This window comes from Bradyrhizobium sp., from assembly GCF_035935975.1.
Taxonomy (GTDB): Bacteria; Pseudomonadota; Alphaproteobacteria; order Rhizobiales; family Xanthobacteraceae; genus Bradyrhizobium.
In genome coordinates this window covers 109,714-128,593 of record NZ_DASYWN010000015.1, presented here as the reverse complement: position 1 = coordinate 128,593, position 18,880 = coordinate 109,714, and the positions used below count along the sequence as shown (strand labels likewise).

Below are 18,880 nucleotides of genomic sequence, written 5' to 3'. Positions count from 1 at the left end.
GCTTCACGGGTTCGGCTGGTTCGACCCGCACCACCGAAGAAAGCTCGTGGGTTGCGTCAAGGTCTCTGCCTCATCCGAACTCGCAAGCCACCTCGTCTAACTTTGATCTAGCGCAATGCCCACCCGGCGGTGAGGCACATCCTTTCGACATGGGGCAAGCCAGTAGTGGAGCAAGTTCATGAGACAGATGCATCTGACAAAACTTGCAATCGCGGGCTCAACTGTCGCATGCGCGGCACTGTTCTCGCTTAACTGGTCTGAACAACGCGGCGTCTCCTTGTCAGTGGAGAGTGCCCAAGCGCGGGTCGGTCGACCACTGACCCCAATGAGCGTTGCAGGTGTTGCCCGCCGGCAAGAGCGGCGCGGTGCGTACGGGTATGGAGCCGGGGTCGTCGGCGCTGCCGCCGTGGGCACGGCTGCTGCCGTGGCGGCCACATCCCCCAACTGGGGATGGGGAAGCGGCCCGTACTACTCAGGCGCCGGCAACTATGGAGTTACGGGCGTGAGTCCCTACAGAGGTGGGCCTTCCAACTATGGCGGAGCCTTGGGGGCTAATGCCTACTATCCTGAGTCCACGGCCAGCGACAGCAGTGGCTGGTACATAACTCCCGCCGGCATGGCCTGCACATCGGGGACTTTGGTCACAGGTGCCAACGGCTTGCCGTTCCGCTGCCCGTAAAACACAGGCGAAGGCCGGTGACGCGAGCATCGACTTCGGCGGATCGGCACTACTGCAGCGACGTTATGGTCGCCTGATCTGTCGCGCAAAGCAGCGGCATGATTGCACGCCCGGCACACCGATCACGCGTAGCGGCGGGATCATGTACGTCGGCCAGCAAGGACACTCGCAGCGACGAGGAGGCGGTCCGAACGGCCGCCTCCAGATCAAATTCTTTTCTTGTTCTGCATGCGGACTGATTGTTGCCCCCGAAGGGCACCAACTTTGCGTTGCGTGATTTCAAAAGGAGAGTGACGATGATCAGGCTATTTGTTGTTGCCGGCTTTACGCTAGCCATCGCGACATCGACGCAGGCCATGCCACGCGCGCCGATTCAGCCGGACGACCTCATCACGCAAGTCGCTGCCGGCTGCGGGCCGGGTAGGACAATGGTTAATGGTGTGTGCGTAGCCAGAACCACAATCCGCCAAACCCGCCGGGACGTCCGCAGGTGCGTGCGCTGGAATGCAGGCGTCTGCGCGCAGTACCAGTGAAGCACCATCACGCGGGCATCTGATCGGCCTTACGCAGTCCAAGCGCCAGAAGACGTAGTTCGCTGCGTCTGCGTCGCGTCGGGAGAGCTAACTCTCGCGAAGCTACGCAGGCGTCACCTGCTGCCGCAGCTTCCCCTTCGGACAATAGCGCGAAGAGCAATTCAAGCTCCAATCTTATCATCGATCTCTCGAGGAAGTGCCCATCCGCAGGTAGATTCGGCGCGCTCCAAAGCAGGACAGGCCAATCATGCTTATCAGGGGATGGCGACAATTGTGTTCCCTGCGGGGCGAGCGTTCGCGCATCAGTGTGCGCGCGTGGCTCACAGCGAGCCGGCCTCGTACGAGGAATCAGTGTTCTCTTGATCCGCTTACGGCCCCGATCGTCAAGGGTTGGATAAAGAGCAATTTGCATCCGCCCAAGGACGATCGGCGTGCGGGCGACGTTGTTTCCATTCATCAAAGCAGCGAACAGACCTGACGGATGATGGCAATCTGGTACGTGACCTTTGAAGTTCGCAGACATGGCGTGCGCCCGAAACCGCGAAGTCCTCATGAAACGAGAACGTTCGCGACAGAGGCAGACGCCAAGGCGTTCGCTCGCGCAAAGCTTGAAGATGGCGTGGTGCTCTTGGCTGGCACGCTCAATCCGTATTCACCCAAGCAACTCATCCCTGCGTCCTGCATTCAGTCCTGGCTGGCTGACGATCAGGAACGAGACCCCGCCAAAGCAGCTTGTGCCGACCAGACGCGCAAACGGCGTGCCCAATCTTTCCACGGGAAAAGCCACTGAGGCAGTGTATCAAACCTGCAGAGCCTGTGGCTGTGCGAGCGTCAGGCCATGAGATGCTTGCCCACGAAGTTCATGAGCAACATTACGATTATCAGTACACCCATCACCACCACCGCGACGTTTGCGACTCGTCGCATCGGCCCGCCAAGGGGGTTCAACTCGATCAAGAAGCGCAATAGCCAGATCACGAGACCGACCACAACGATGTTGATGATTAGATAGATCAGACCTTCGAGCATGGCAGGCCTTCTCGGATCTCGGGCGGCATGCGCCGTTTGTTCGTCTTCTGTCGAGAACGCACTTGCCCCGGAGGGCGCTTCGCTACGACGGCAATGCTCCGCAGCGCAGCATGGCTCCGAGAGCACGAAGGCTCGAGATTGTTTCGTGCGCTATGCCGCTTTTGCCAAACTTCCGAATGGCAACCTCGTCCTGAGATAGCTTCTCCCAGTTGATGTAGATCAAGCGACACATTCACCATCGGAAGCGGCGAGCCGAGACAGCCCCCGTGCAGTACACGCCGGATGAGCGGGCCGCCACGCTTCGGCGAGTTTATCCAAAAGCGTCGGCGTGATGCAGCTACGGCAGGTTGAACGACAAATCGGTCCTGCACTTGCGGTGTGCTGAGCCCAAAAGCCCCCTCACCCCTCCACCCAGTACAGCGCCACGCTCAGACACGCCCTTGAGCTGATGGCTGTCATGGCCCCTGAAGCGGATCCTGGACCGCGTTTTCATCGAATCCTTGACCGCGCTCGGCGCCAGGACTTCGCCCGTAAGTGCCTTGCGGCGACGCAGGTGCCGAACCAAATCGTCTGCCCGGCGTTATCCCCCGCTACGGAGCCGTTTCGCGGAGGTCTAACGATGGAAGACCAGAACCGGACAACCCTGGTTTTGAGTGCTATCGCGCTCGCCATCGCCATTGTGGTCGCATCCACGGTCACGATCGAGCGCGTCAACACGCGCACGGCCAGCAACGAGACGCCTCCCGGCACGACGGGGCTTGCCAGGCCCCACCCGCCGCTGGACCGTGCGGCCGGTGAACCGATCCAGCCGACAGGGACGCCGTCCAGCCCGGGTGTTCGGCAGCGTCCTTACAACTGAACCGGCCGGGTTCATCAACGCGCCTGCTGCCTTGCAGCCTACCTTGCCGGCGCATTCCAGAGGCATGTAACCACCATCCCGATCTTGAGGCGGTGCCGGCGCGCGCCGGCATTCACCGGGCGGCGATGCTTACGCCGGGCAGTGCTTCCGCCGAATGACCGTCAGTCTGCCGGAAATACGGCAGGCCTCGCAGGTTCAGCATGATGATGGGATAGGCCATCAGCAAGGCACCGGCGGCGACGGCCGATGAGGCTATGGTCCAGGTCAAAGCCGCGTCCTGTCCGGCACGCCACCACACGGCCAATCCTGCCGGGAAAAACAGGAGCACGGCGGAGACGAGCCCCGGCGAGAACCGTCCCCGCGTCCGCAAAACCGGGAGGATATGGAAGAACACGGCGTTGATCAGCATGAGAGACGCGAACGCCAACGGCGCGAAGGGCAAAGCCGGAGCCAGTTCCGCCTGGGCGATCCCTAAGGCGATGACGATGGCGTTGGTCACGTAGAAATCGCTCCACTCGACCGGCAGTTTGATGATCGCGCGCGCCCAGTTTCGCCAGTCGAAGGTGTATTCCTCCATGATATGGAGCGCGTAGGCGGCCATCGAAAGCCAGGCCAGGGTTTGCAAACTCATGGTCGTCTCCGCTGTTCGCGCATCTGCTCACGTCACATGCCGTACAGGATCTTCAGCTCGCCGCTGGCACGGACCGCGATCACCACGCCGTCGGCAGGCAGCGATACACCCTCTAGTCTGGCGGATGCGAGGTTACCCTCCATGCGGAAGCCGTCCTTGAGCGGCCTGTTGAGCTTGGCGTTGGCTGCGCTGAGCAGATTGTCGTAGGCGACGCCGTAATCGACATTGAACTTCGATGCGAGCTGGGCCGCGATGGGATTGACCTGCGCCGACAGGCCTTCGTCGTTGGTGATGACATCGAGGCTGGACAGCCGGATCATGCGGCCGCCGGCATCGGCCTCGACCGCGCCGGAGAGGTAGACCCATTTGCCGGCATCGGGGCCGGTCTCGGCGCTGCCGGCAAGGCGCAAGCCGACGACGAGCTTGCCCGATGACGGATAGATTTCGACATCGCGAACCGCGACGCCTGCCACGGGCGGCATCGCCTGGACCGCCTGCATCAGGGCGTCCTTGAGCACGCCGTAGCCGATCCGCACCGGCAGGATGACGTCGAAATTGCCGGGAGCGCTGACGCTCTCACCGAGCGGCGGCAAGTCCGTCGCGGTGACCGCAGGCGGGTTTTGACCGATGACGGTTTGCGCCGTTCCGGACAGTTCGATCGATCCGCGCAGCGTCCGGGAATTGGCCTGCATCCCCGCAAAGGAAACGCCTTGCGGCACCATTTGCAGCCAGATCGCCGGACTGTCCGACAGCTCGATCGGCTCGAACGCATGCCGCCAGGCCGTCGCCGCCTTGTCGCGCAGATCGAGGCGGCGCGCCGCCGCCAGCGCGCGCGACCTGACCGTCCCCAGTTCAGACCTGATCCTCGGCTCGGCATATTTCGCCAGCGGAATTTCGCGGCCCATCACCTGCAGGACCGGCGGCTCGCTCCAGCGGAAGCCGTCGCTGAAATCCAGATCCAGCGACCAGTCCCGATCAAGCCGCGGACGTACTGAGGCCTCGATGGTGGCGCTGGCGTCGGTCTCCCCATGAATGCGCGCGGTGAAACGGTTGGCCCCCTGACCCTCCAGCGCGCCGTCGATCCGCACCGAGCCATAGACGCGGTCGCCGCGGCCATACAGCGACACCGGACCGGATCGCTCGACATAGCCCCACACATCGCAATTGGCATTGACCTTCCAGAACAGCACGCGGCGATGCACGCAACTGATGCGCTCGTCGATGCTGGCAAGCCGCCGCGGGATGTCCCGCTCGATATCGGCGGCAAGCGCCGGCAGCGCAAATTCGAGCGAGGCCGAAAGCTTCGAGTTCGTGCTGAAGGGCACTGCGGCGTCGGGCGCCAGCGGCGGCTTGTCCGCTGCGTTTGCCGCGGAGCAGAGGCCGAAAAGTCCGAGCACGGCAAGCGTGGTGAAACTTGAGCGTCGATATGCGCGTTGGCTGCGCTGAAAGCTTACGATCGAAACGGAATTCATGTGAATCTCCATATTCTCGTCTGCAATGTCTGACTGGATTGGAAGAATTATTGTGCGGTTCCGACCGCTGCGGCGTCGGCAACCGACCTGCCGCAATCGCTCGGCACGGGCCGTCCCGCAAAGCGGTCCATCATCCAGGCCACCGCGGCATCCGCGCTGTCGCGCGCGACAAATCCGTGACCCACGCCTGATACCCACATCATCGCGACCTTGCCGCCCGCCTTGCATTGGCGCTGCATGTAGCCGCGCGTGACCTCGGGACGGACGATGCTGTCCGTGGTGCCCTGGGCGAGAAACAGCGGAATCTGCGGCGGCAGCGCGCCCGGGGTGTTGCGCATCGCCAGCGAGCGCCAGGGCTGCACGGCAGCGATGTTCGGCACCGACAGGAACTGCTGCTCGAGCGGCTTCTCGGTCTGCCGGCGCTCGAGGATGTCGAAGATCGATTCGATGCACTCGTTGGAGAGACGGTCCACCGTCGGCATCGCTTCAGGCAGCACGACGTTATTGATGGGTGCGCCGTACACCCGCGACCACGACCACAGCGTCATCGCAGTCAGGTTCTTGCCGCCGGTGCTCTTGAAGTCGTCTCCCATCAGCGTCACGAGCGACGTCGCGGGCGCGGCGGCCGCAACGCCGACCAGCCGAAGCTCCGGCGCGTAGGTCTTCGCGATCAGGCCCGTATAGAGCGAGGCCTGCCCGCCCTGCGAATGCCCCCATACGGCAAAGCTGTTGCCGTCGCCGACGTCGGGCAGGCTGCGCGCGGCCCGCACCGAGTCGATCACGGCCCGCGCTTCGCTGTCGCCGACGAGATAGGGATGCGGACCTGCCGTGCCCAATCCCGGATAATCGGTGGCGGTAACGACGGCGCCCTGCTCGATCAGCTGGCGCAAGCCCGCCATCTGCTGAAATACGAAGATCGCGAGCGACGGCGCGCAATGCGGCACCACACCGGTGGTCGGATGCGCCCAGGCCACGATCGGCCGGCCGCCTGCAGGTGCGGGTCCGGGCGGGACCACGATGACGCCGGACACGGCGATCGGCTCGCCCTGCATGCCGACCGAACGATAGAGCACCCGGTAGGCCTGCGCACCCGCGGGCGCAAACATCATCGGCTCGGAACGGATCAGCGAGCCGGGCGGCCCGACGAGCTCTTGCGGCGTCGCATGATAGAATGGCGTTTGCGCGCCGGCATCGCTTGCCCGAAACGATGACGTCGCCAGGCACAGGACGGCCGCAAGGCAGCGCATTGAATTCCGCAACATGGCCTTCTCCAATGAATGATCGCGCCGGTCTTGCCGCACGCACAACACGATCGATGTGCACGCGTCGGCGTGCAGATACCGAACTAGATGACTTCGTAAGCGAACAGGGTTGCGACGAGCGTGATGCCGATCAAGCCGCAAAGGAAGATGACGTCGGCCAGCCGTTCGATGCGGATGCTCAGTTGCGCGCGATCCGACCAGCGGATCGACAGGTATGACGTCATCGCGCTCGCCAGGAACGTGACGGCGACCAGCGCCGCGTATTGATCGACACGCGAGGTGCCGGCCTTGAGCGCGGCGAGCTTGGCCAGGCCGATCAGGGTGGTGCAGACCCCGATCATCGTTCCCGACACCGGCAGGATGTGAGACGACAGGCTGTCGCTACGCGTTCTGAGAGTTATTCGATTGGACATGATGCCGACCCGGACGAATTGAGAGGAAGCAACGCCGCGCGAGCGGAGACCGATCGCGCGGCCGTGCGGCTGCTATTGCCAGCCGCCGCCGGGGAGCCGGCCGTGATAAGGCGTATCGCGGCAATGGCCCCACGGCCCCCGCCAGTAGCCGGGAGGGCAGCCGTTCCAGGCCATGCGCGGGCCATAGAACCCGTTCGGATAGGGACCGCGGCCGAACCAGTGGCAAGCGCCGCCCGGGCCGCGATAGCGATTGGCCCCGCAGCCGTCTCGCGCTTCCGCAGGCTGTGCGCCGGCAATCGCGGTCGCGAGGACAACCGCGATGATGGCTGCGGCGCCGAGGCAAGTCTTACGCATAAGAGTTTTCCTTTTTTTGCTCATGTAAGGGGGCCGGTGAAATGACCGGACCTGCGAATTGCCGCTTCGTCGCGGCAAATCGTGTGGGAACGCTGAAGCTTTGAGAGAGACCGACTCTCCCGCGGCTCTGAAACGAGGATGCTTTTGCAAGCGCCGCGGGACGGATCGGCACAACGGAGCAATCCGAAAATGGATCGTCGCCAGCGCGGGCGGATCAATGGTCCAGGCCGCGATCGAAAACAAATACGGCCTCGATATAGAGGTATCGGCGGCCAATATGGCCGATCAGGCCGTCAAACGACCGTGATTGTCTTGGCTTGAACCTTTTGCAGCTTCAAGCGACCAGCCTCGCCGTGCCTGTCGCGCGTAAGGCGCTGGACCGGCACTCGGTCGCGGCGGGACGAAAACAGATCTTCTTCCTGCGAATTCAATGCGTTGTCGCGACAACTTTGCAGGTGCCCCCTCGCCCTCTGCGTGCAATATTGCACACCGGCGGGGCCGCAGTCGGACCGAGACGGGACGGACGGCGTTCAGGCCAACCGAGAAAGCGGTCGGGGCGGCACGCGGTCATGCAGTTTCGTCATCTGCGCTATTTCGTGAAGGTGGTCGAAGCGGGCAGTTTTTCGCGCGCCGCCGCCGAGATTCATGTGGCGCAGCCAGCGCTCAGTCAGCAGATCGGGGAGCTCGAGGAACGGCTCGGCATCGTCCTGCTGGAGCGAAGCTCGCGCGGCGTGCGTCCCACCGCCGCGGGCGAGATCGTGTTTTCCGAGGCCACCGAAATCCTGCGCCTGCTCGAGCAGCTTCCCGGAATCGTGCGGTCGAGCTCCGGCGATGTCGAGGGGATCGTCAATTTCGGCATGACGGTCGCGATCGCGGGCGCCCTTGCGGGTCCCGCCGTCGCAGCCTGCAAGAAAGCTCTCCCGAACGTCACGTTGAAATTCTCGGACGCCGACAGCGACGTGCTTCAGGCCAGGATCGAGGCGCAAACACTCGACCTGGCCGTCGTCTTCGAAGATCACTTCATGCCGAACTTCTCGCGCCATCCGCTGTACCGGCAACGTCTCTATTTGGTGACGCCTGAGCGACTGGAAGGGTACCGCGGCACGATCTCCCTCGCGCAGGCCGCAAAACTGCCGCTCGTGCTGCCGCCGCTCCCCAAGCACCGGCGCATCGTCATCGATCGCGCCTTTGCCGAGGCGGGGCTGACGCCGAACATCGTCGCCGAGACGGATGCCGCGCTGAGCGAATTGTCCGCGGTCCGTTCCGGGGTCGGAAGCTCGATCTTCAACGCCGGGACGTTCGAGAACGTCTATCCCGGCGCGTTTGCCGAGCCGCTGCTGATCGAGCCACCGATATTTCTGACATGCTCGCTGGTTTCGTCCGGCGATGTGCCGCTGACGCATGCCGGCGAAGCCGTGAAGAACGTCCTGATCCGCTTCATGAAAGACCAGATCGCGGCGAACACGCGGCCCGGCGCGGAGCTGATCGCATGATGCAGTACCGCCAGCTGCATTACTTCGTCAGCGTGGTCGATGCGGGCAGCTTCTCGCGCGCGGCATCCACGATCCACGTCGCGCAGCCGGCGCTCAGCCAGCAGATCGCGCAACTCGAAGAGCAGCTTGGCGTGAGCCTGCTCTTGCGCAGCGCACGCGGCGTTCGCCCGACCGCCGCCGGCGAGGTGCTCTATCGCGAGGCATCCGCCATCCTGAGACGGTTGCAGCAGCTTCCCGGCATCGTGCGGTCCGGCACCGAAACGACAAAAGGCATCGTGCGGCTCGGGATGTCGTCGACCTTCCTGGCGACCGCGCCCATGGCATTCATGGAGCAATGCAAGCTGTCTCTTCCCGATGTCGTACTCAGGATGGCGGTCTCCGACAGTCCGACGATCAAGCGGCGCGTGAGCGAGCATGAGCTCGACCTTGGGCTGGTGCTGGAGGACGAATTTACGCCAACGGTCGCACGCACACCGCTGTTCAGGCAGCGGCTGTTCCTGATCCGCCATCGCGCAGCGTCGAAAGGCAAGCCGGTGCAGATCGCCGATCTCGCAGCGCTGCCGCTCGTCCTGCCGCCTTCCCCGAACATGACTCGCACCGCGCTCGATCGCGCGTTTGCGGCAGCAAGGCTCTCGCCGAACGTCGTGATGGAGGCCGATGTCGTCGCCAACATCATCGCCACGGTGCGCGCGGGCGTCGGCGGCTCAGTCCTGCCCAAGGGCAATCTATCCGACATGTCGGGCGACGATCTCGGCGAGCCCGAACCGATCGAGCCGCCCGTCTATCTCACCTGCTCCATGATCTCGTCCGGCAATTTTCCTTTGACCAATGCAGCCGAGGCCGTGCGGGACCTGTTTACCGGCTTTGTCGCGACCATCCTGCAGCAAACGAAGGCACCCGGAGTCGAATGGATCGATGCTGCGCCAACCCCACCATCGACTGCCGCAGGACAGTAGACGGGCTGCGACCAACCGCAGCAGGCGATCATTCGATGTTGCAGATCGTGCCCGCGTGTATTACCTTGCCGCACCTTATTAAGATTGCATATTGCGGAAGCTCTCAAGCTTCGATTGATACTTGATTGCATCTCGAGCTTCGGGCTCGTGAAATAGCTTTCTGCGGCCAGAGAGGAACGGCCATGAAGCGCATCCGAGTTATCGGATTGGTCCTCACGCCCCCCTGCGGCACAACCACGGGTCAGCAGAGCACCGCAATTATCCTCCCAAACGACGACGGAAGCGTCTTGCGTGGCTTCTGCCGCGACGCACCGAAAGTCGTGCAAGCATTTCCGCTCGACCAATTTCTAAAATCCAATCCCGACGAACCAGCAGCCGACATTGAAGGCACAACGCGCATCGACGGCCAAATTTACGGGATTGCCTCACACGGGCGAAACAAGAACGGCAAGAGTCGCCCAAACCAGCACCGGCCGTCTGCAACCGCGGCTACCGTCCCGGGCGGCAACGTCACACCGGCAAGGACCAGAGCAAGTCTGCTCACATGAGGAGGGATTCATGGCTAGGCGATCGACGCGGCGAACTGCCAACGAGTCTGCTGAAGGTACACCACGCGTTGGTATGGTTGTGCGGTTTACGCCGCAGGCGACCCGCACCGGCATCAAGCAACTCGAAGGGAGTGGCTTTCGTGTCGCCTCAACGAGGGATTTCCGCTCAGCTCCTGCGGTGCCGAATGATTTCGACGGAGCTGATGTGCAGTACTTCGAGCGCTTCGGAATCGCCATCGTCAGGCGGGACGGCGAACGATTACGGCCTATGGTGGAAAAAGCCATGCAGCAGAAGGTCGTCAGCGCCGTTCGGCCCGAACGGACGTATCGCGCTCTTGGCGCTGGCGGGATGCAGCGAGCCGAGGCCCCGCAAGCGTCATTCGCCGGCATCGCGGCACCGGATCTGGACTATTTGAAGGGTTACCGCGACGGCATCAACGAACTGATCGACCGCTTGCTCGGCAGCGAAGCGGCACTGGGCGAGCGAGCGACTGCGGCGCGGATTGACGAGGCAACGGCCACTTGGGGGCTGCAAGCGACAAATGTCATCGGCAGCGGCCTGTCCGGCGCCGGCATCAAGGTCGCGGTGCTCGACACAGGCTTCGATGATGCCCATCAGGATTTCGTCGGTCGTTCCGTCACGAAGAAGCTATTTGCGAGCCGCAGCAGCGAGAATGATGTGCACGGACACGGCACTCACTGCATCGGCACCTCTTGCGGCCCGATGCGTCCGACCACCGGCCCGCGCTATGGCATCGCCTACGAGGCGGAGATTTACGCCGGCAAAGTCCTGGGGGATGATGGCTTCGGCACCGATCGTTCGATCATCGCCGGCATGGACTGGGCGCTGGATCAGGGCTGCCAGCTCATTTCGATGTCGCTCGGCGCAGCGGCGCGAATTGGGGATCAGCCGAGCGACGACTACGAGCAGATCGGACAGGTCTGTCTGGATGCAGGGACACTGGTCATCGCTGCCGCCGGCAACGAAAGCACGCGTCCGCAGCGGATCTCCCCGGTCGGCTCGCCAGCGAATGCGTCAACGATCATGGCGGTGGCGGCCGTGGATAGCGCCTTCCGCATCGCTTCGTTCTCATGCGGTGGCATGAATCCCAATCAAGAGGTCGACATTGCCGCGCCTGGCGTCGGCATACTTTCCAGCTTACCTGGCAATGCTTATGATCGCTGGGATGGAACCAGCATGGCGACCCCCCATGTCACAGGGATTGCAGCTTTAATCGCGCAGTCCAATACTGCGTTTCGTGGCTGGGCGCTGTGGGCGCGCCTGCTTCAGACTTCAAAACGGCTGAATCTTCCGGCGCGTGACATTGGCAAGGGGTTCGTCCAGGCGCCACCTTCGTAAGCCGCAGATCTGGGTGATGGATGCATGGTGGAAAAAGTTGACGTCACGATCCGAATAGAGAAGTCGGATGAGACCCGGATGGGCGAGATCGTTGACGCCCTCAAGGCTCGAGGACTCAACGATGTTGAAAGTCACGAGCGGTTCATGATCGTCAACGGCAGCGTCGACGCAGATGCCCTCGATGAACTGCGCAAGGTGAAAGGCGTTGCGTCAGTTCGTCGAGACAGCACCTACAAGACGCAGAAGCGATGAGAAACGAGGCCGCGTTGCGTCCCCCGACGTTCGGCTTGTCCGACGAGGTTTCAGGGCTGCGCGGCCGTGGCGTCGCATTCGGTGCTTCTCGATGACGGACAAGAGGGCAGCCACGCGGCTTGAAGGCAAGCAGCCGTCAGGCCGACGCCTGACGAAAATGATCCATATGCCTATGCAGGGAGCCTGGGATGGTGAAGCTCAAAGTCTTGGGAGAATCGGTCAACCTACGATCCGAACCGTCATCGGCAGGCGGGCAATCCACCGTGATCGAAGCGGTGGCCGGAGGCCAGCTGGTCGATCAGGAAGGTCCCGCAGAGCGCCATCCCGACTGGGTCAGGGTGAGAAATGCCGCCGGGACCGAAGGCTTCATGAAGCGGATGTTGCTCTGCCAGGATGAGCCCGGCCAGCCGAGCGAGGTGCCTGCGAACCTGCTCAAGGCCTACAACGATGCAATCGTGAAAGCGACCGACGATTTCGACAATGTGCGGTACAAGCTCGGCGCGAAGGACCCGGAAACCGGCCGTGTCGATTGCTCGGGCTGGATCTGCTTCGTGAACAGGCTCGCCTTCAATGCGGTCAACCACGCCGCGGGACGCACGGTTTTCAGCTCCGCCATTCTGGAGATGCTGAACACCCATTCCGACCATCAGGTCGCTCTTCCCGGATACCGGGTCGGGCAGATCATATCGGTCACCGACATCGATCATCTCGATTTCCGGCCCGGGCTCCTGATCGGGTTGAACTTTGGCGACTACGATTGGGAGAGGGGCCAGGGGCGAGTCTTCGAGATCGACCACATCGTGCAGACCATGCAGACCGACGATGGCACCCTCTACGTCACCCAAAGCTCGAGCGGCGGCGACGGCGTGAACAGTGTGCGGCTCGGCCAGCGGGGCAGCGTGGGCGTCCCCGCTGTCGGCTGGCTCAAATCCACGTCACAGCTGCTCGAGGCCAACCGGATGCATGTCATCGATATATTCCGCCTGGCCAATCTGACTGGGCCGTCGATGGCACCGCAAGCCGACCGGCCTTCAGTGCCGGAACTCGGCAAGCCCGATCTCTCGCGGGCAGCGCCAGGCTGATCACTCGCCGGCCTTTGCGAAGCCTGCTGCCGATGCAATGCACGCTCCCGCGTAATCGCTTTCGGCACCCGCCATATGCGGCACTAGCGCGAGGGCAGCGGGACAACCATTGAACTCATCGGGGGCGCGGAAGTCGGTACCACATCCCTCGCCACGAACGACCGCGCCGCCGCCGGAGCAAAGTTGGCATTTCGCACCGCGGGCGGGGCGGCCACCTGCGACGGTATTGCCACCTGAGAGTCCAGCAGAGACTGCATGTTCGAGAGCGTGCACTTGGTCGCAAGCCTTTGAACGTTGGCGTAGGCGATACAAGTGTTCGGCGGCGCCGCGGTTCCGCCTACGAGATTATCCATATCGTTCTGAACAAGCTGCCTCACCTTGTACAGATGTGTTCCGAATGTGTAGACCGTCACGTAGTCGTTCATGATCGACTTGCCGAACACGACACCGGCGGTGGTGATCGTGATGGCCTTGAGTGCACTTGCCGTCGACATCGTCGCATTGGCAATAGAGGTCGCTCCCACCAGACCGGCATCGAGCGTCTGATTGGTCGCCAATGCATTTTGCTGGAATTTGGTCGCATTGACGAAAAAGGCTTCGCACACAGCGTATACATTGGCGAAACCCATCTGCATGTAGTTATTCGCGGCGACCGGCCCATCGCCCGGGCCATTGCACGCATTGACTTTCGCGACGATCAACTGGTCGTCGACAGTCGGCACGCCTCCAAGCCATGGAGAGCAGGACGCCAAGCCGACAGCAAGAGGTACAACCGCAACGCTTACAACTGAACGCATCACCCGCCCCCGCAACCACACGTTCACGCGCAAAGGCTGATCCGATCATCGATGCCCGTCAAGATTGATTCAGAATTAATCAGGCCATGTTGCCCAAATGCAACCCATGCTGATCATCTATCTTAATCTGTTGCTTATGGTCGCAAGCGTTTTATGATTTCAATCCAGCTCATTTCGAGGATGCGCGAGCGACTTCCTTGTCTCGCTCGAACCACAACCGCAGATTTGATGCTCACTCTACAGTGCATTCGAACCTATGTAGCCTCTGGCCGACCACTGCGATGACAGTTGCTCCAGGATGCCGGCGTTCCCAGATTTGAAGCCCTGTGAATTCGGTCACCAAATCTGCAGGCCGAGAGCAGAGCGTCCCTCACCAAGCGAAGCAACTGGGCCAGCGTCGTGGAGAGCGTTCGCCGCGAGCTGGGAGCGCCAAGTGCCGGCATCGTACGACCACGGCAGGACGAAGGACGAGCCGCTCTCTGCACTCGCAGAGACCTACCCGTAAAACCCCCTCAGGCCTCCACCCGGTATAGCCGCCACCGCTCCGGCACGCCCTTGAGCTGATGGCTGCCATGATTCCTGAAGTGGATCGTGGACTGCGTCTTCATCAGATCCTTGACCGCGCTCGACACCAGGACTTCGCCGGCGCGGGCCTTGGCGGTGACGCGGGTGACGATGTGGAAGGCGAGGCCGACCATTTCGCCGCCGCTGATGGTGTACTCGCCGGCATGCAGGCCCACCCTGATCTCGAGACCGAGCGTGCGCACGGCCTTCTGGATCGCAGTCGCGCAATTGATGCCGGCGGCGGGCGCCTTGAACGTCGCCAGCACGCCGTCGCCGGTCGTCACCACTTCCTTGCCGCGCGCACTCTTCAGCTCCTTGCGGACCGCGGCGTAATAGTGACCCATCACCTTGGTCCAGCGCGCATCGCCGAGCTTGGCGGCCTTGGCGGTGGAGCCGACGATGTCGACGATCAGGATGGTGGCGAGTGCCTGCTTGAGCTCGGCGCTGGGCGCGGCCGCTGGACGCCGGTTCGCGATCGATCCGGTCAGCGGCTCGTAGCGGTGGTTACGCCGCCGCACGATCGCGGATTTCGCATAGTCCTGGGCGCGCTGCGCGGAGCCGCAACGGATCGTCTTTTCCTGTGGCGTGCGCGTCCAGTAGACTTTGCGCCCGCTACCTGTGCCCTGGACCTCCACGGCGCCCCATTTCAGGAAAATCGTCGGGCCCACGCGCCTGACGCACCACGCCTTCGACGTGTATCCCGAAACGTTCGACTGATGCAGACCGATGCGCAGGAATTTTGGCATGAACGTGCGGCCAATCGCAGAACGTGAACGACTATCTCAGGTAAAGCGTAGTCGCACATTCCCGCGTTGGCAACAGGACTCCCGGACTTCAATCACTCGCCCTACGCGCCCCTGCGAGCTTCCTGCTTGCCGATCATGCAGCGCCACGCCGCAAGACGTTCGGCTGGATGCTGCGCCATCCATTCGGCAAGCTGCGGCACTCCCATCAGACAGGACTGCATCGTCACGTCTGCGAAGTCCGAGGTCGTGACGATCTGCTCGCGGCAGTCTGCCGGAGACGAAAGACTGCAGAGCACCGCAATGATCTTGATCATGTCACGAGAACTCCTTCGACGTGTTCGGGTTGCGCATCGCCGCCCGGGTTGTCGGCCGGCGGCTCGCCGTCGCGATCGGCCGGTGGAAAAATCGAGTCATAATTGGCCCGCGCTTGGCGGATCAGACGCGCTCGCTCGCGCTCGGCCCTTGTCACCAGTCGAACAACTTCGCCCATATCGGCTCCACGGGGTGGCAGGAGAGGAAACCGGCAAGACGGCCTGGTTGAGCGACCAACCCGGCCGCGCAACCCGTCATCATAAATGTCCTTCGTATCCGGCGCCGGTCGAACGCGACGATGACCTCGCCGCATCGACGGTTGATGCCTTTTCGGCGCGCCGCTGATAGTCGTTGGCAAGCATCTCGAGCCGGGCCGCGACCGCGGCGTCCGTCATGGTCCGGGCCGCGCGCAGCAGGCTCTGCGCCGTCTCCAGATATTCCTGTCCTCGTCGTGACATCTGCATGGTCATAGCGGCCTCGCGTGGTTCTCTGGAATCATGCCGAAAGTTAAGGGAGATCGGCCGACCCAGTCGCGGTCACCCTGCCGGCGCGCCGTGAAACGCTCGACGCATCTCTTCGAGCAAAGCGGCTTTCGCCAGGAGTAGTAGCGGACCAGGCCAAATTTGCCGTCGCACACGGCACAGCGCCCGGTTCGACTGCGAATATCTTCGGAACAGTTTGGCATGGGCGTCTCCTTTTGTGGTCGCGTCCGGTGTGTCGATCACCTTTTCTGTTGCATCGAGGCAATCGCATGGATCGTCCTCGACGAAATCCCGCGGCACCAGTCGTATCGCCGCCAGTAGAGCCAACCTAGACGTCCTGCGCGGATATATCTTTCAACAACGCGTCCGGTATTGCCCATAAGCACGACCTGCGGCCCACGGAGGGCGCGTGCGTTTGCGCGATCACCCGATCCACAGCAGGGTCGACGCCACAGCGGCACACTCGCGCACCGTTCATCACGGCACATCGAGACCATAGCGGACGGTCGCGGTGATCGTCGTTCGGAGACTGCCGGAGGTTGTGGGACGAGCGAGCAAGCCGTGCGGTTTTCGCCTCACCCCTCAAACGCGAACAGCTCGATCGGGTCGCTGAAGCCGCGCACCTCGTATTTGCCGACGCGCGCCAGCTCGAATTTCGGCTGCACCAGCTCGGCGAAGTCGCGCGACAGCAGCACGGGCCGCCCCACCTGCTTGGTCAACGCTTCGAGGCGGGAGGCCATGTTGACGGCGGGGCCGATCACGGTGAAGTCGAGCCGGCTCGACGATCCGATATTGCCGTACATGACGTCGCCGACATGGACGCCGATGCCGTAGTTCAGCGGCGCGCGGCCGGTGCCGCTGTTGCGCGCGTTCAACGCGGCCATGGCCTCGCGCGCCTCGGTCACGGCATGCAGCAGGCTCTCGCAGGCATCGGGCCGGCTCAGCGGGAAGATCGCGAGCAGGCCGTCGCCGATGAATTTCAGGATCTCGCCGCCATGGCGCGCGATCGGCTCCGACATCGCGTCGAAATAATCGTTGAGCAGGTCGATGACGTCGTCGCGCGGCCAGTTGTCGGAGATCTTCGTGAAATCGCGCAGATCGCAAATCATGATCGCCGCGCGCACCGTGGTGCCGGTGCCGCGCCGCGTGGCGCCGGCCAGGATCAGCTCGCCGGCATGGGCGCCGACATAGGTCTCGAGCAGCGTTCGTGCCAGGCGGTTCTTGATGCGGATCTCGCTGACCAGCGCCAGCACCGGCAAGACCTTCTTGAGGGCGATGACATGGGCGTCGTCGAAGCCGCCGGGCCGGTCGGTCGCGAAGGTGACGAGATGGCGCTTGCCGAGCGTGTGGTAGAGCGGCCAGGCGACATAGTCGGTGAGGCCCATCTGGCGCATCTCGTCGTAGAGCGCGTGCTTGCGGCCGAGCGCGGGATCGCGCTCGAGGTTCTCGCGCACCTCGGTGGCGCCGTCCTGCATTTCGTTGGCGGGACTACCGATATATTCGGAGCGGCCCTGCACATCGAAGTCGATCCGCGAGATCTCGGCCTCGCGCATGCCGTCGGACCACATGAAGCGCGCGCCCAGCCATTGCGGGTGCTGGATCCGGACGTGAAGCGTCGACCGCTTCAGCGGAATGCCGGCCTCCTGGAGACGGACGCACATCTGCGCAAAGATATTGTCAATGAAGCGCTCGTCACGCGTGCCGTTGGTCAGCCAGTCGACGACGCCGTCGGACAGCGTGGCGGAGGGGATCTTCTCTGGCGCGTTCATATCTGGCCTTCGGCGGCAGTCTGCATCAGGCCAGATATCGTGCGCCGGCCCGGCCGCGTCAACCTAGCCAGTTGCACTGATTATAGGATCGCCCGATCAGGACGATTGCCTAGCCGATGAGCTGGATCGACGCCAGCACGGCCACCCCGGAGCCGAACGCCAGCCTTGAGGGCTCGGTCAGCTCGACCTGCAGCGTGCAGCCGCCGGGAACGACAAATTCCTCGCTATTGAGTCGAATGCCGCAATCATCGGACACCGCGTAGACGAGATGCGTGCCGGCGGACAGCGGACGCTCGCCGGGTTCCTTCAGCGCCGACAGATCGATCTCCGCTGCGTCGCGCCGGGCCATCAAATTCACGACCTCGACCGGACCCGCCTCAAGCGCAGTGACGATCTCCATCTCGCCGGTGAAGCGCACGGTCGTGAACGGCTCGCGCTCGTCGAATTCCTGCCCCGGCGCCTTCAGCACCAGCCCGCGTCCCTTGATGACCGTCTGGAGGCGGTCGATGCCGGGCATGTAGGAGAACGGACCCGGCGCGACGATCGGGGTCGAGGCAAAGCGCCAGAGCAGGCTCTCCCAATCCTTTGACGTTGCGCCGGTACGGTAGGCGCCCGCGATATCGGTAAAAATGCCGCCGCCGTTCTTCCAGGGCGAGCGGGTATAGTCTTCGGATGTCAGCAGCGTGGTTTTCATGTGTCGCGAGCGTCCCGTGGATCACCCGCACATCCTTAATCGTCTCACGCCTTCGCGTCGAGGTTCAGCCGGGTGCTCAGCTCGTTGACGAGCGCATCCACGAACTGGTTCTGATAGGCCGAGATGCCGTTGAAATAGACGGGGCCGCCGGCCTGCACCAGCAGGCCGCCGCCGGAAATGGTTGCGTCGGTGCTGCCGCCGGCCGATTTGGTGTCGAGCTGGCCCATGGCGTCGTCGAGCTGCGCGGCGGTCTTGTCGTCCATCTCGCCATTGGCCTGGAGCGTGGCTAGCAGGGACTGATAGGCACTGCTGAGGTCGGCGCCCGTTCCGGTCTCCGCCGTCGCGGAGAACGTGCCGTTGGTCTTGCCGTCGTAGCTCTTGTAGGTCAGCGTCTCCGTGGTGCTGCCGTCGCTGTTGGCGTGGCTGTCGAGCATCAACTCGAAGGCGCTGCCATAGGCGCCCGTCGTCAGCATGTTCGGATCGTTCGGATTCTTGTTCCTGCTCGCGCCGGATTTGTCGGAGCCTGCGGTCCAGTTCGGCGAGACGGTGTAGCTGACGCTGGTCACGGATTCATTCCTGGGGTCATTGCGAGG

General features: G+C 63.0%; 21 protein-coding genes. 7 read left to right on the top strand and 14 right to left on the bottom strand.

Features of this window, described 5'->3' with window-relative positions; all coding sequences use genetic code 11:
- Positions 1–2,043: 2,043 nt before the first annotated feature.
- Entirely contained in the window at positions 2,044–2,241 is a 198-nt protein-coding gene (locus VGR99_RS08385) for a hypothetical protein (protein WP_326897871.1), read from the bottom strand.
- Positions 2,242–2,860: 619 nt separating this feature from the next.
- Between VGR99_RS08385 and VGR99_RS08380 the strand changes: the two genes are divergently transcribed.
- Positions 2,861–3,100 carry a hypothetical protein gene (locus VGR99_RS08380; protein WP_326897870.1) on the top strand — a complete coding sequence of 80 codons (240 nt, stop codon included), beginning with the start codon at positions 2,861–2,863 and terminating at the stop codon, positions 3,098–3,100.
- Positions 3,101–3,212: 112 nt separating this feature from the next.
- Here the strand turns inward: VGR99_RS08380 and VGR99_RS08375 are convergent, their stop codons facing one another.
- The 5 genes from VGR99_RS08375 to VGR99_RS08355 form a co-directional block, all read right to left on the bottom strand.
- Entirely contained in the window at positions 3,213–3,731 is a 519-nt protein-coding gene (locus VGR99_RS08375; protein WP_326897869.1) for an HXXEE domain-containing protein, read from the bottom strand.
- A 32-nt stretch (positions 3,732–3,763) separates the two neighbouring features.
- Entirely contained in the window at positions 3,764–5,203 is a 1,440-nt protein-coding gene (locus VGR99_RS08370) for a DUF4403 family protein (protein WP_326897868.1), read from the bottom strand.
- Between the two features lie 47 nt (positions 5,204–5,250).
- Positions 5,251–6,465, bottom strand: a complete 1,215-nt coding sequence (locus tag VGR99_RS08365) for an alpha/beta fold hydrolase (protein WP_326897867.1) — start codon at positions 6,463–6,465, stop codon at positions 5,251–5,253.
- Between the two features lie 83 nt (positions 6,466–6,548).
- Positions 6,549–6,878 carry a hypothetical protein gene (locus VGR99_RS08360; protein WP_326897866.1) on the bottom strand — a complete coding sequence of 110 codons (330 nt, stop codon included), beginning with the start codon at positions 6,876–6,878 and terminating at the stop codon, positions 6,549–6,551.
- Positions 6,879–6,950: 72 nt separating this feature from the next.
- A complete protein-coding gene (locus VGR99_RS08355; RefSeq protein WP_326897865.1) occupies positions 6,951–7,232 on the bottom strand; it encodes a hypothetical protein in 282 nt (93 codons plus the stop codon).
- 569 nt (positions 7,233–7,801) lie between these two features.
- Between VGR99_RS08355 and VGR99_RS08350 the strand changes: the two genes are divergently transcribed.
- From VGR99_RS08350 to VGR99_RS08325, 6 genes are all read left to right on the top strand, one after another.
- Complete coding sequence (locus tag VGR99_RS08350) at positions 7,802–8,725, top strand: LysR family transcriptional regulator (protein ID WP_326897864.1); 924 nt, start codon at positions 7,802–7,804, stop codon at positions 8,723–8,725.
- Positions 8,722–9,681, top strand: a complete 960-nt coding sequence (locus VGR99_RS08345) for a LysR substrate-binding domain-containing protein (protein ID WP_326897863.1) — start codon at positions 8,722–8,724, stop codon at positions 9,679–9,681. The genes VGR99_RS08350 and VGR99_RS08345 overlap by 4 nt, the downstream gene beginning before the upstream one ends.
- Before the next feature lie 182 nt (positions 9,682–9,863).
- The gene (locus VGR99_RS08340) at positions 9,864–10,229 is read left to right on the top strand and encodes a hypothetical protein (RefSeq protein ID WP_326897862.1); all 366 of its coding nucleotides are present in this window, start codon (positions 9,864–9,866) and stop codon (positions 10,227–10,229) included.
- A 10-nt stretch (positions 10,230–10,239) separates the two neighbouring features.
- Entirely contained in the window at positions 10,240–11,589 is a 1,350-nt protein-coding gene (locus VGR99_RS08335; RefSeq protein ID WP_326897861.1) for a S8 family peptidase, read from the top strand.
- 24 nt (positions 11,590–11,613) lie between these two features.
- The gene (locus VGR99_RS08330; RefSeq protein ID WP_326897860.1) at positions 11,614–11,841 is read left to right on the top strand and encodes a hypothetical protein; all 228 of its coding nucleotides are present in this window, start codon (positions 11,614–11,616) and stop codon (positions 11,839–11,841) included.
- Positions 11,842–12,029: 188 nt separating this feature from the next.
- Positions 12,030–12,923: an SH3 domain-containing protein gene (locus tag VGR99_RS08325; RefSeq protein WP_326897859.1), complete on the top strand. Its 894-nt coding sequence runs from the start codon at positions 12,030–12,032 to the stop codon at positions 12,921–12,923.
- Between the two features lie 83 nt (positions 12,924–13,006).
- Here the strand turns inward: VGR99_RS08325 and VGR99_RS08320 are convergent, their stop codons facing one another.
- From VGR99_RS08320 to VGR99_RS08285, 8 genes are all read right to left on the bottom strand, one after another.
- Positions 13,007–13,645: a hypothetical protein gene (locus tag VGR99_RS08320; RefSeq protein WP_326897858.1), complete on the bottom strand. Its 639-nt coding sequence runs from the start codon at positions 13,643–13,645 to the stop codon at positions 13,007–13,009.
- A 587-nt stretch (positions 13,646–14,232) separates the two neighbouring features.
- Complete coding sequence (locus tag VGR99_RS08315; RefSeq protein WP_326897857.1) at positions 14,233–15,030, bottom strand: adenylate/guanylate cyclase domain-containing protein; 798 nt, start codon at positions 15,028–15,030, stop codon at positions 14,233–14,235.
- A 101-nt stretch (positions 15,031–15,131) separates the two neighbouring features.
- A complete protein-coding gene (locus VGR99_RS08310) occupies positions 15,132–15,344 on the bottom strand; it encodes a hypothetical protein (protein ID WP_326897856.1) in 213 nt (70 codons plus the stop codon).
- Entirely contained in the window at positions 15,341–15,520 is a 180-nt protein-coding gene (locus tag VGR99_RS08305; RefSeq protein ID WP_326897855.1) for a hypothetical protein, read from the bottom strand. Before VGR99_RS08305 ends, VGR99_RS08310 begins: the two co-directional genes overlap by 4 nt.
- 79 nt (positions 15,521–15,599) lie before the next feature.
- Entirely contained in the window at positions 15,600–15,812 is a 213-nt protein-coding gene (locus VGR99_RS08300; RefSeq protein WP_326897854.1) for a hypothetical protein, read from the bottom strand.
- A gap of 587 nt (positions 15,813–16,399) precedes the next feature.
- Positions 16,400–17,593: an adenylate/guanylate cyclase domain-containing protein gene (locus tag VGR99_RS08295; RefSeq protein WP_326897853.1), complete on the bottom strand. Its 1,194-nt coding sequence runs from the start codon at positions 17,591–17,593 to the stop codon at positions 16,400–16,402.
- 109 nt (positions 17,594–17,702) lie between these two features.
- Positions 17,703–18,287 (bottom strand): HutD family protein, encoded by a 585-nt coding sequence (locus VGR99_RS08290; protein ID WP_326897852.1) that lies wholly within the window; start codon positions 18,285–18,287, stop codon positions 17,703–17,705.
- Between the two features lie 44 nt (positions 18,288–18,331).
- On the bottom strand, positions 18,332–18,853 hold the full coding sequence (locus VGR99_RS08285; protein WP_326897851.1) for a hypothetical protein: 522 nt from the start codon (positions 18,851–18,853) through the stop codon (positions 18,332–18,334).
- Positions 18,854–18,880 lie beyond the last annotated feature (27 nt).